At 50.6% G+C, this 12,195-nt stretch carries 10 protein-coding genes; 6 read left to right on the forward strand and 4 right to left on the reverse strand.

Annotated features, from left to right (window positions below):
• A partial coding sequence (locus AAH187_RS06725) for a hypothetical protein (RefSeq protein ID WP_342347674.1) occupies nucleotides 1-1,595 on the forward strand: 1,595 nt, incomplete at its 5' end.
• Nucleotides 1,596-2,592: 997 nt separating this feature from the next.
• A complete protein-coding gene (locus AAH187_RS06730; RefSeq protein ID WP_342347675.1) occupies nucleotides 2,593-4,182 on the forward strand; it encodes a VCBS repeat-containing protein in 1,590 nt (529 codons plus the stop codon).
• Between the two features lie 384 nt (nucleotides 4,183-4,566).
• On the opposite strand, the gene AAH187_RS06735 is transcribed toward AAH187_RS06730, so the two are convergent.
• On the reverse strand, nucleotides 4,567-5,148 hold the full coding sequence (locus tag AAH187_RS06735) for an acyloxyacyl hydrolase (protein ID WP_342347676.1): 582 nt from the start codon (nucleotides 5,146-5,148) through the stop codon (nucleotides 4,567-4,569).
• 261 nt (nucleotides 5,149-5,409) lie between these two features.
• Between AAH187_RS06735 and AAH187_RS06740 the strand changes: the two genes are divergently transcribed.
• Nucleotides 5,410-5,607 carry a hypothetical protein gene (locus tag AAH187_RS06740; RefSeq protein ID WP_342347677.1) on the forward strand — a complete coding sequence of 66 codons (198 nt, stop codon included), beginning with the start codon at nucleotides 5,410-5,412 and terminating at the stop codon, nucleotides 5,605-5,607.
• Between the two features lie 511 nt (nucleotides 5,608-6,118).
• On the opposite strand, the gene AAH187_RS06745 is transcribed toward AAH187_RS06740, so the two are convergent.
• Both AAH187_RS06745 and AAH187_RS06750 read right to left on the reverse strand, forming a co-directional pair.
• Entirely contained in the window at nucleotides 6,119-6,286 is a 168-nt protein-coding gene (locus AAH187_RS06745) for a hypothetical protein (RefSeq protein WP_342347678.1), read from the reverse strand.
• Nucleotides 6,287-6,412: 126 nt separating this feature from the next.
• Nucleotides 6,413-7,777: a sodium-dependent transporter gene (locus AAH187_RS06750; RefSeq protein WP_342347679.1), complete on the reverse strand. Its 1,365-nt coding sequence runs from the start codon at nucleotides 7,775-7,777 to the stop codon at nucleotides 6,413-6,415.
• Between the two features lie 189 nt (nucleotides 7,778-7,966).
• Here AAH187_RS06750 and AAH187_RS06755 point away from each other — a divergent pair, with 189 nt between their 5' ends.
• Together AAH187_RS06755 and AAH187_RS06760 are read left to right on the forward strand one after the other, a co-directional pair.
• The gene (locus AAH187_RS06755) at nucleotides 7,967-9,457 is read left to right on the forward strand and encodes an FAD-dependent thymidylate synthase (protein ID WP_342347680.1); all 1,491 of its coding nucleotides are present in this window, start codon (nucleotides 7,967-7,969) and stop codon (nucleotides 9,455-9,457) included.
• Nucleotides 9,458-9,494: 37 nt separating this feature from the next.
• On the forward strand, nucleotides 9,495-10,514 hold the full coding sequence (locus tag AAH187_RS06760) for a tetratricopeptide repeat protein (RefSeq protein ID WP_342347681.1): 1,020 nt from the start codon (nucleotides 9,495-9,497) through the stop codon (nucleotides 10,512-10,514).
• A gap of 58 nt (nucleotides 10,515-10,572) precedes the next feature.
• On the opposite strand, the gene AAH187_RS06765 is transcribed toward AAH187_RS06760, so the two are convergent.
• On the reverse strand, nucleotides 10,573-10,851 hold the full coding sequence (locus AAH187_RS06765) for a hypothetical protein (RefSeq protein ID WP_342347682.1): 279 nt from the start codon (nucleotides 10,849-10,851) through the stop codon (nucleotides 10,573-10,575).
• Nucleotides 10,852-11,052: 201 nt separating this feature from the next.
• Between AAH187_RS06765 and serC the strand changes: the two genes are divergently transcribed.
• Nucleotides 11,053-12,135, forward strand: a complete 1,083-nt coding sequence (gene serC, locus AAH187_RS06770; RefSeq protein WP_342347683.1) for a 3-phosphoserine/phosphohydroxythreonine transaminase — start codon at nucleotides 11,053-11,055, stop codon at nucleotides 12,133-12,135.
• The last annotated feature ends 60 nt before the right edge of the window (nucleotides 12,136-12,195 follow it).

The following is a 12,195-nucleotide window of genomic DNA, read 5'->3' on the forward strand; positions in this document are numbered from 1 at the left end:
AGGGCTATGCCAATGGGACGTCGGTGACGCTGACGGCGGTGGCGGCGGCAGGCTCGACCTTTGGGGGTTGGAGTGGCAGCGGGTGTACGGGCACGGGCACCTGTACGGTGAGTATGACGGCAGGGAGGACCGTGACCGCCACGTTTACTCCCGTGCAACAGACCCTGACGGTGACGAAAGCCGGGGCGGGCAATGGGACGGTGACCAGTGTGCCCGGTGGCATCGCTTGCGGGAACGACTGTACCGAGGGCTACGCCGATGGGACGTCGGTGACGTTAACGGCGGTGGCGGCGGGAGGCTCGACGTTTGCGGGCTGGAGCGGGAGCGGGTGTGATGGTACCGGCACGGGCACCTGTACGGTGAGTATGACGGCGGCGAAGGCGGTGACGGCCACGTTTACCCAGAATCCCGGGAATCAACCGCCGTCGGTGAATGCGGGGCCTTCAATTACAATAGCGTTACCGAATACGGCTGCACTGAATGGCACGGTGACTGATGATGGGCTTCCGGTCACGCCGGGGACCGTGACCAGCAAGTGGAGTAAAGTGAGTGGTCCGGGAACGGTGAACTTTGCTAATGAGTCGGCGCTGAGTACCACGGCCAGTTTCAGCCTAGCCGGCACGTATGTCTTGCGGTTGACCGCTACCGACGGGGAATTCTTCCCAAGTTCAGATCTGACCATTACTGCGAATAATGCCGGTGAAAGAAGATTATCCAACGATTTGAACGCTGATGGAACGGCAGATCTGCTTTGGCGAAATAGCCTCAATGGGGTTGTGGTGGGCTGGCTCATGAAGGATGCTGCGGTGACCACTACCGGTGTGTTGGGTGGAGTTTCATCCAATTGGCAGATTATGGGGATGGGCGATGTGAATGCGGATGGCCAGGCCGATGTGATTTGGCGAAATACGACGACCGGGGCGGTCGCGATTTGGTTCATGAAGGGTTTGACTCACACGTCGACTGGATTTCCGGGGAGTGCGTCTCTCAATTATGTCATCAAGGGAATCGGCGATGTGGATGGCAATGGAACTGCCGATATCGTCTGGCACAATAAGGTCAACGGGGCATTGGCGATCTGGCTTATGAGTGGGTCGACCATTGCCCGTTCGGGCTTCCCCGGCAGTGCGCCTGTGCAATGGGAAATCGCCGGTGTCGGTGATGTGAATGCCGATGAAAGAGCCGATGTGATTTGGCGAAATACGACGACCGGGTCAGTGGCGGTGTGGTTAATGGACGGCTTGACCCACACGTCGACTGGATTTCCAGGGAGTGCGCCACTCAGTTATGTCATCAAGGAAATCGGTGATGTGGATGGCAATGGAACTGCCGATATCGTCTGGCACAATAAGCTTAATGGGTCGGTGGCCATCTGGATTATGAACGGGCTCAAAGTGGCCTTTGTCGGATTTCCTGGTGGAGTGCCCCTGGACTGGCAGATCACGGGATTAGGTGATGTGAATGCGGATGGGCAGGATGACGTCATTTGGCAGAATCGGTCTAGTGGCGCGGTGGCGCTGTGGTTAATGAACGGGAAAGACGTCATGGATACCAAATTCCCGCGCGGCACCTCCACTGACTGGGAAATTCAATAGGGATGATCTCGTGATGTGGCATCGATTGATGTTTAAAGCCAAACCTTCAAGACAATGATGGGAGTGATGGTTTCATTGTAGCTCTGCAGGGGAAAGTTGTTTTATTAAACTCAGAGCAACCCGGGCTGTCAGTCCGGTAGTTTCAATAAAAGGCGAAACCTCAGGTTTAAGCGGTAGGATATCCTGTCTCTTTATGAAAGCCTCACATCTTCGGATGTGAGGCTTTTATCATGGAAAGGCTTTTCTCACTTTTCCTGTGGAAACGTTAAGGCATTAGGGGGGGAAGAATCATGTGCAATGTGGGGTCATGCCGGAAATGAAGCAGGGCTGGCTGCAGGCTCCGTTGCCCCATCTAGTTCTCTTGAGAATAGGGAAGAGACCTGTCTCTGAAAATAAGGAGGGTCTCTCCTTGATCTTCTGTGTTAGATCAACCTATGTTCCTCATTGAGTTTTTCATGACTTATCCCTTGTTTCCACTGCGGTGTTGGGTTTCCCCTTCTGCCTGAATGGTTTGGCCTTCCTCCTCCTGATAATTGATAAAAACGTTTTCGTCTGGTTCATGCGCTCTGCATCGGGATAAAACCCTTCCGATTAGGATAACGTCCTACCCATTTTAACCAAAACCTGACCCTTCTTTCGCTCGAAGAAACAAACAGAATTCGGATCCCTCCTGTTTTCAATCCGGAATTTCCATAACTTTTGGTTGAGGTTTTGTAGAAGAGAGGGCTGAGGTTAGAGGACGATCGTCTCCTATTGGTGATTCTTGAATTCGATCACCGCATAGGGAAATGGCCTTTCGGAAATAATAAAAAAATGTCTCTATTGGTGTTCCATGCGAAGGAGAATTCCCAGCGTTTTTAAGGAGTCTGGTAGCAGAATTATAAAATAGTGAAGGAGGGAGAATCGGAAATGTGGTGTTTAAATTTTAAGAATGGAGGGGTCTATCCGATAAGGGTAGTCAACCTTGCTCATGTAATCACTTATGTCAAATCAATTGATGTCGAAGCACGTAATACCCTACTTACCCGGTCTGACTCGGACCATGATGGCCCTCATTCTGCTGGGAATGGTTTGCCTGTCTGTTCCGTCCCAAGGCCTCGCCTATAAAATCGAGATTGGTGTTTCGGGGCCGATTGGGGGAGATTCAGTTACCGAGGAAAATGGACGTACTGAAATCAAATTAGACACGGGTCCGGTGATCGGACCTGATGGTGAAGCCGGCTCTGCTTATGCCACAGCCAACTTAGCCACCGGAACACTCGCGCTCAAAGTGACCTCGACGACTCCCGATCAAAGCTCACAGGAGGGAATGGGATTGGCCTCCATTCAAATCAATGACCGGTTGACGTTTAAGCTGGATTCAGGCGTGTCCGTTGCGAACATCAGATTTTCTATGAGAGTCGATGGGTTTCCTTCCTGTCAGGATTTGTCGTCCAATTGCTTTACCAATGCGATCATTCGTTTGGGAGATGTGAGTGATCAGGCCCTCGGCCTTCCTTTACCGGAGCCAAAGGTGTTGGAGGTGACGGTCACCGTTGTTGATGGGCAGGACCTGCCCATTGAGGCGTTTTTGTCGGCCAGAGTGGAGATGAATAACCTCATCGATGTCAGCGATCCAAGTGCGACGATCAGATTGATCCTGCCAAAGGGGGTAAGCTTCACCTCAGAATCTGGGGTATTCCTCGGCCTACAGCCTCCTTCGGAGGAACCGGTTCCCCGTGCCCCTGTTAGTTCCGATATCAATGGAGATGGCAAGGCGGATATTGTCTGGCGGAATGTGAGAACAGGTGAGGTGGCGGTGTGGTTCATGAATGGCGGTCTGCTTGGTTCGTCCGGATTCCTGGGCGGGGTTTCATCCGATTGGCAGATCGTTGGAGTGGGTGATGTGAATAATGACGGCAAGGCTGATATTGTCTGGCGCAATACTCTCAATGGTGCGGTTGCTGTCTGGTTTTTGAACGGGTTGACGATCACGTCAGCCAGTTTCCCTGGGAGCGCTTCCTTGGATTGGGTGATTAAGGGAGTAGCCGATATGGACGGCAATGGAAGTGCCGATCTCATCTGGCACAACAAGGATAACGGAGCTGTTGCGGTTTGGCTCATGGATGGGACCTCAATTAGCCGATTCCGTTCCCTGCCCGGCGTGCCATTAGCGTGGCAGATCGTTGGGATAGGTGATATGAATGCGGATGGTCTGGCGGACATCATTTGGCGCCATACCGGCGGGGTATCAGCCGTCTGGATGATGGATGAGTCGACGATCGCCTCAGTGGGATTCCTCGGAGGGACGGCGCCGGAATGGGAGAAAGCGGGCTTTGGTGATTTGAACGGCGATGGGACGACCGATATGGTCTGGCGTAATACCCGTACCGGGAAGGTGGGGATCTGGTTGATGAACGGAGCGGCCATTGAAATGTCGGGCTTCCTGGCGGGTATGCCCTCGGGGTGGCGTATTGCGCAGGTGGGTGACGCAAATGGAGATGGGAAGGCCGACGTGATCTGGCATAATCGCAGTACAGGACAGGTGGCTGTCTGGCTCATGGATGGGCTGAGCCTGTCTTCGACACAGTTCCCCGGCAGCACCTAAATCTGTAGGTCTAATGTGGCAGTGGCCGACGACAGGATGTTCGTTCGGTAAGCAGCTATTCCAAGATCGTTTCCTGGTCAGAACTCTCAATTCGCCCATGAAGAATGGCCGAATCCGCTTCCCACAAAACTGCTCTGAAAACCCTGGTTGTTCAAATCCTCGATGGGGAGAGGCTAGGGAGACCCATCATAGATGCATCCTTTCCGACTATAAAGTTGCCTCCCGTTTTCCACATTCCTCCTCACACTTTCCCCTTCGTGTAGTCAAAAATGTTGGACTCGTTTAGAAGAGACGAACATGGGAAGGATTGATCCGGAATTTTCCCGAGTTGGGTGCATGATTAGCCTGGCCCCTAACCATTGCAGATTCTTGAACACCAACATGTCACGGTGTAAAAAAGGAAACCCCGACATTGAAAAGGCAGCCGTTCAACCCAATATTCCGTTCGCCAATCCCTGCGTTTGAAATATGATGGAAGCGAACACCAAAGGTCACCGCCATGTTCTCCGTCACAAAATACGACACGCCCGGACCCGTTTGGAGGACGAAATTAAATTGCGTGCTTTGTTCGGGAATCCGGGGTCCCAGATCCGTCCACAACATGCCTGCTCCGCCATCCCAAAATGGCATCCAACGTCCAAAATTGAGGAAATTATATTTCACCACTAGCGAGCCTCCGAACGCCGAGGCGCTAAATGGTTCATAATAGTGCGCAGCCAACGGTTCAATTAACAGTTCGACATTACCCGATGTCCAACCTGAACCAATCTCATCCGTCAACACCAGACCCAATTGAGGTAGAAAGTAGACGGCACTGCGATTGGCCGACGGCTCGTTGCTAAAGGCATTATTCCCTTGCCAATACCCGGTGAGAAATCCGAATTCGAGGGTGCCCTTGGTCACACGATTTCTCGCATCAATATCTGACCCCCAAGTTGTTCCGACCATAAGGAGAATGCATATCATACCAGTCACACCTATAAAGCAGTGTTCCCTTTTTAAACCTTTAAACATGAATTTCCTTTCGGTTGCACAGGATGTATACACATGAATATGGTCGAGGATTTACAAATTGGACATTATTTGAGGTCAGGTTTCGTCATCTTCTCATGATGGTGTTCGTGAAACTCCATTAATGAGCAGGAATTTCTCATAAATGGAACCAACAATTCAATGAACTTTTTAATCTAAAGGGTTACAATCTTTAGACTATTGAGGTCGCAGAAAATGGAATCTTCTCCCCTACATCTGAATAATCCCTCCAAGAAAGTTGGGGAGGATCCCCTCAAGCGACTGTCGCTTGCGGTTCGCGAGTTAGATAAACTCATCAACCGGGCGAATCAACTGGCTCATCTTTCAGAGCAAGCCTTCCCCATGGGTCAATCAACCCAGTCTGATCAGTCCACCCCATCTCATAAGACATGACGCTGATCGAATTCGTCCAGAGATTTTCCTCAACCTCACAAAATCTGGTTCTTCCCTCTAACCACAAGAATTCCATTTTCTACAGCGCAACCAAGCTGTGAGGGTTTACGGCAAAAGAAATTTATGAAACTCAAACGGCTTCCAGCGACATCTTCTGAATGATCGCGCGGACGCACAGAGAGCAGCGATCCAGATTGATTCCGGGGGTTGGTTGGTGGTCTCGAGGCTTTAAGGGTAGGGATTATGAACGTGCAATGCTGTGGGTTACTGACTGTCTAAACCCGCCAGGGGGATTACGGGTGTGGCCGCCCGCTGGAGGGAGTGGGTCGACCCGGCTTCACTTCAAGGAGATAGCCATTCTTCCTGAACTGAAATTGGCCTTAAGCTTGCTGGAATGAATTCATCTAAATAATTAATCAAGAAGTAAGGAGAGTTCTAAGGGGGGAACCTAAAGGTTCTAGTCGTCCCTGGCCTGAAGATTTCAGGTACCCTAGGCGCGTTCAATTTGAGGCTACTTGTGCAGAGCGTGAAGTGTTTTAGCTTCCGAGGACAGCGATACCGTGTCCTGGGTTGAAGAAGATGATGACGGATTGCCTTGGGGTATCGTGGCGGCTTGGATAAGAGGAAGCGCAGCTCGGTTGAGGAAGTTGGCGGCAGCTAATGCAGAAATTTCACTCATGGGGATTCTCCTCTCCTGAGGGTCTTGTCGGTTGAGTTTCCCGAATTCTTGAAAGATATTCGCCAAAAATCAGGATGCGTACCTTATGCGTGCGCGAATGGATTAGGCAAAGTTGTCGTTCTATGGCTATAGAATGCCGATGGCGTTGAGAAGGACAATAAACACAGCAACCGGGGCGATGTAACGTACGAGGGTCTGCCAGGCAAAGTAGAGGCTGGGATTATGAATGTTGAGTTCGGATTTGGTGCTTTCGGCCTTCATGAGCCACCCGGCAAAGAGGGCAATGAGAATCCCACCCAGGGGAAGCATGAGATTGGATGTCACAAAATCTAACAGGTCAAAGAAGGTTAGTCCGAAGAATGTGATTTCTGCCCACCAGTTGAATGACCAGACTGTTCCCAGTCCAAACAGCCAAGTGGCTACCCCTGAATAGAGGGAAGCCTTGATTCGGGATAATCCAAAGGTTTCAATGAGCCATGTGACCAGGGGTTCGATCAATGAAATTGACGACGTCCAGGCGGCCACAAGCAGGAGAATGAAAAAGAGCGAACCGAAGGCGAGGCCGCCCGGCATGTTGCCAAACGCGACGGGCAGTGTTTGGAAAATGAGACCTGGACCGGAGTCGGGTTCCATATTGTTTGCAAATACGATTGGAAAAATGGCCATGCCGGCTAATAAGGCGACGAGGGTGTCGGCGAGGCCAATGATAATGGAGGTGGAGGCAATTGAAGTGTCCTTGGGGACATACGAGCCGTAGATCATGATGGTGCCCATGCCGAGACTGAGACTAAAGAAGGCTTGTCCCATGGCCGTTAGCATGCTTGCGCCGGTCAATTTGCTGAAGTCCGGGGTAAAAAGAAATTCCAGACCTTTGCCAAAAAACCCCGTGGTCATGCTGTAGGCGACCATGAGCAGCAAAAGAATGAAAAGCGTTGGCATGAGAAATTGAATCGCTCGTTCCAAACCGCCTTTGACGCCACCTGCCACGACGCCCATGGTTAAAACCATAAAAATTGTGTGCCAAATGAAGAGGGTAGTCCCGCTCCCCACAAAAGTGCTGAAGGTCTCGGCCGCAAATTGACCGCTGGCGCCAGTAAACGTTCCCCCTGCGGATTTGAAGATGTATGCTAGGGTCCAGCCGCCGATGACACTGTAATAGGAAAGAATAAGCATGCCTGCCAGAGTGCCGGACCATCCAACAATCTGCCACGATTGAGTGGTGTTGGTTTCTTCAGCCAAGATTTGCATGGAACGAATTGGTGTGGAGCGTCCTCTACGGCCCAACAAAATTTCGGCCATCATCAAGGGAATCCCCAGGGCTGCCACGCAGAGGATATACACCAGAACAAACGCACTACCTCCGTTTTGTCCCGTGAGGTAGGGGAATTTCCAGATATTGCCCAGGCCCACGGCCGCACCCGTGGCCGCGAGGATAAAGGTCCATCGGGAGGACCATTGGCCATGTATCGATTGTCGATCGGAGATATTCATTGAAGATAGAATTATTCCCTGAAGATCCCGGGGAGTGTAGTGTAGGTGTCAGTCACTTTCAAGGTATTTGGAGTATGCCTGGCGTAGAGATCGTGCCTGACTTGAGATGTCACTTCTGTCTGACTATAGTGTCCCCTTCTTCTGTTTCGAGTGTGTCTTCTTCGTGAGGAGATTGGAAGGGTTGAGTTGATGAGTGACGAACAACGAAATCGAAAAGTGATTGCTCTCGCGCCGATGCCGCCGGAAAAATCTGCGTATGCTTTGGCTCGATATAGCCGTTCGCCCGATTCTATTGAGGATAGTCTACGATGGGTCCATTCTCATTCTTCCGGAAATTTTTGGGAGCAGTTTTATTTTGCTTATGGGCATGGCTCGATTGCCGATTTGGGTCACGCGACGGTGTGTTTCGAACAGATTTCCGAGCTGGCGGCGATCCGTCTTGAGGATGAACCGCTATGGGATGGACAGGCCAAGTCCAGCCGCTATCAAAACTTTGCCGCAGCCGGGTGTTACGTGCCCAACGAGATTGCCAATAGCGAAATAGAAGGCGAATATCGCGGTATCCTTGGAAGTCTCTATAACATTTATCGGTTGTTGAAAGATCCGATCCAAGCCCATCTGGGTAAGCGATATCCCAGGCCGGAGACGATGAAACCTGCAGATTATGCTCGGACCATCGGTGCTCGGACCTATGATGTCATTCGCTATCTGCTTCCACTGGCGGCCATGACGAATGTTGGGCAGGTGGTCAGTATTCGTACATTGGAAAAGCAAATCACGCGATTGCTGTCTGCTCAATTACCGGAATTGCAGGGGATTGGTGAAGATCTGAAGAATGCGTGTGCCAAGTCACCCTCAACACTGTGGGCCGAGTTGCATCAAGAAGAGACCAAAGGGTTAGAGCCCTTGGCGCCGACCTTAGCCCGATATGCGGGGGCCAACGAGTATCAGGGTTCGGTCTACAGGGACGTGTTTCGCCAGGTGAAAGGGCGACTGAAGACGGCCGGCTATGATGATCCGCAAGCGTGGAAAGGCAAGGATCAGCCGGTTGATTTACTGGAACCGCATGCGCCGTTGGATGAATTAGTGACGACGCTGGTGTACCGAGTGAGTCATGCCCCTTATCGGTTACTCCTTGAATGGGTACAGCAGTGGTCAGAGAAAGAGAAGCAGGAAGTGGTCGATGCCGCGCTTCGTGGTCGTGGTCCTCATGACGACTTAATAAAGGAATTTCGATCAGGGTATGCATTTGTTTTTGATATTCTGATGGATATCGGTGGGTGGCGGGATATGCACCGGCACCGACGTTGCCAGCAAATTCAGCAGAATTTTACGACGATTCATGGGTATGAGGTGCCGTCGGTTTTGGCCGACGCTGGAGTGGAAAGAGAGTATCGGCAGGCCATGGATGCCGTGCGATCGGATATTGAACGGTTGCGTGTCGGCAATCAGGAGGCAGCCCTCTATGCCATTCCCTTTGGGTTTCGTGTTCGGTGTTTGTTTAAAATGGATTTTGCGGAAGTTGAGTATATTGCCAAATTGCGGTCCGGGGTAAAGGGCCATTGGTCGTACCGAACTGTGGCCTGGCTTATGAAGCAAAAGATGCTTGAGCGACATCCCTATCTGGGAAGTCTCATGGAGGCGACGTCGCCTGATATTGAAGATTCGCTGACGCGATAGTGTTCGGGCAGTATTGAACTCGACAAAGGATGTGGGCATGAGTGTGGATTATGAGCGTGTGATCAATGACGCCATTGGTCAAGGTAAATGGGATGTCGTCTACGCAGAGGCACGACGGTGGTCGGAACACGCTGAGTGCGGGCCTATGCCGTATTTTGCGTTGAATGTCGTGTGCATGTTGCGGGGGGATTTTGCCGAAGCGTGGCAGGTCTATCCTCGGGCTTTTGGAGAAGAGGCCGATGTGCAATTACTTAAGGAGTGGATGGCGCGCTTACTGAGTGAACGATCGGATGATCCAAATTTCTTATTATTTGAAGGCGTGTTTCATACCCAATCCGGCCGATTGGAGGATGCGGTGGTCAGCTATGAACGAGTCGGAGCTTTGGCCCCACATTCTCCCTATCCGTACTTTTTCCTTGCGCAGATTTATCAGGTCAAAGACCGTACCGATCAAGCTGTCAAAGCTTACCGCGAAGCGATTAAGCGAGACCCTTCCTATGTGGCGGCTCGCCTAAAGCTTGGGGTGGCTTACCAGGACCAGGGGCAGTTGGAAATGGCTATACCCCAATACCGTGAGGTTTTGAAGCTTCGTCCTGATGAACCATTTGGGCATACTAATCTCGCATGTGCGCTAGCCGAGCAAGGTAAGTTGGAATTGGCAATTGAAGAATATAAAAGAGCACTGGAGATTATTCCCAATGATGCTGAGGTCCATTTTGCCTTGGGAGGTGTTTATGAAAACAGGGGACGATTGGATTTAGCCAAACGACAATATGAAGAAGCTCTTCGGCTGGAACCGAATTTTGCTCCAGCTGCGACCGCGATCGGATGGTTTTTATATGATAAGGGACAGGACAATTTTGCGATGGATTATTTCAGCCGGGCGCTCAAAGCAAATCCTAATGATGCGCAAGCCACTTTTGGGGTTGGCCGGATTTATGATGAAAAAAATAAGCCGGAACTGGCAGTGCAGCATTATCAACGGGCCCTGTCTTTAGAGAAAGATCCGGACCGGAAGATGCGAATTCTCAATTTTATGGATAAATTGCTTGGATAGGGCAGATTGAAGTAGTGGCCAATTGGTAGAGGATATTCTGGTTGGTAGGGATGTGAGGCTACTCCTGCCGAAAGAACTGTTGAATGACTGACATTTGAGGGGTGAGGTCCCCGGTGTTTTGTACTTCCCTTCGTATCTGTTCTTGTAAGTAGGAAGAGTACCCCACCTTGTTGACGAATATTGGGAAAAATTGATCAGGCGTGAGCGCGATATGCGTTCGCAATTCCTCAACAATGTCATCACTAATAGGGACCAAAGTACTGCCGATATGGAGGATGACTCTATAGTAATTTCCATCCCCGCGCTGTTCCAATCTCAGCCCTGTTTGTGTTCCCAAGTTATTCTCCAACCTTCTTAATCTGGTATGAAAGCGTTCTCCAATCGCGGGTCATTGTAGGGTATCCAAAATTGGAATAACAAGGTTCCGTGCTCTTCTTGACTGGTCTGGGACCCTGTGCTAGCGTACCTTCTTTTTCACGCTGGTGAAGCCGGTAATTCTTGTGTGGCGCCAGTTTAGGCATGGAGGATGAGTCTGATAATGTCGCGGTTATATAACTTCAGTGCGGGGCCGGCAATCTTGCCGGAAGAGGTGTTAAAACAGGCTCAGGCCGAATTGCCGGATTGGCATGGTTCCGGTGCATCAATCATGGAAATGAGCCATCGTGGGAAAGAGTTTGTCTCGGTAGCTGCAGAGGCCGAGCAAGATGTCCGCGATTTATTAGGAGTCCCTGCTAATTATAAAGTGCTCTTTTTGCAAGGCGGAGCTTCCACACAATTTGCAACTATTCCCATGAACATCTTACGTGGGAAAAATAAAGCTGATTACATTCTGACTGGTGCGTGGGGCAAAAAAGCCGTAAGCGATGCAAAAAAATATTGTGCCGTTAATGTTGCGGCATCTTCCGAAAGCGATAACTTTACCAGTATTCCGCCGTTTGAACGCTGGGCATTAAGTCAGGATGCTGCCTATGTGCATTACACGCCCAATGAAACGATCGGTGGGGTGGAATTTCACTGGGTGCCAGATACCGGCGCGGTGCCGTTGGTTGCCGACTTTTCATCCACAATTTTATCGCGTGCAATTGATGTCAGTCGGTTTGGAATCATCTATGCTGGCGCACAAAAAAATATTGGTCCCGCTGGTTTGACATTGGTTATTGTGCGGGACGATCTCATTGGAGACGTGTTGCCCATTACTCCGAGCGTGTACGATTATGCCAAACAGGCGGAAGCCGATTCTATGTTGAATACACCTCCAACCTATGCAATGTATATTGCCGGTTTGGTATTTAAATGGTTAAAAAAGCAGGGCGGCCTCCCGGCGATGGGTGTCATCAATCAACGGAAGGCCGATAAACTTTATGCGGCGATTGATGGATCAAAATTTTACCGCAATCCGGTAGAAAAGCCCTCTCGTTCCTGGATGAACGTCCCATTCATTTTGGCCAATCCGGATTTGGATAAAGTGTTTATTGCAGAGGCGAAAGAGGCAGGATTAACCACGCTCGAAGGTCATCGTTCGGTTGGAGGGATGCGCGCCAGTATTTACAATGCGATGCCTGAAGCTGGGGTTGATGCGTTAATTGATTTTATGGCCGATTTCGAGAAACGAAAAGCCTAACGTCTCTTCGAAAATACCAGTTACAAAAGACTCGCCAAGTAATGGTGCGGATATGTTTGC

Origin of the sequence: uncultured Nitrospira sp. (assembly GCA_902500695.1) — a bacterium.
GTDB lineage: Bacteria > Nitrospirota > Nitrospiria > Nitrospirales > UBA8639 > Nitrospira_E.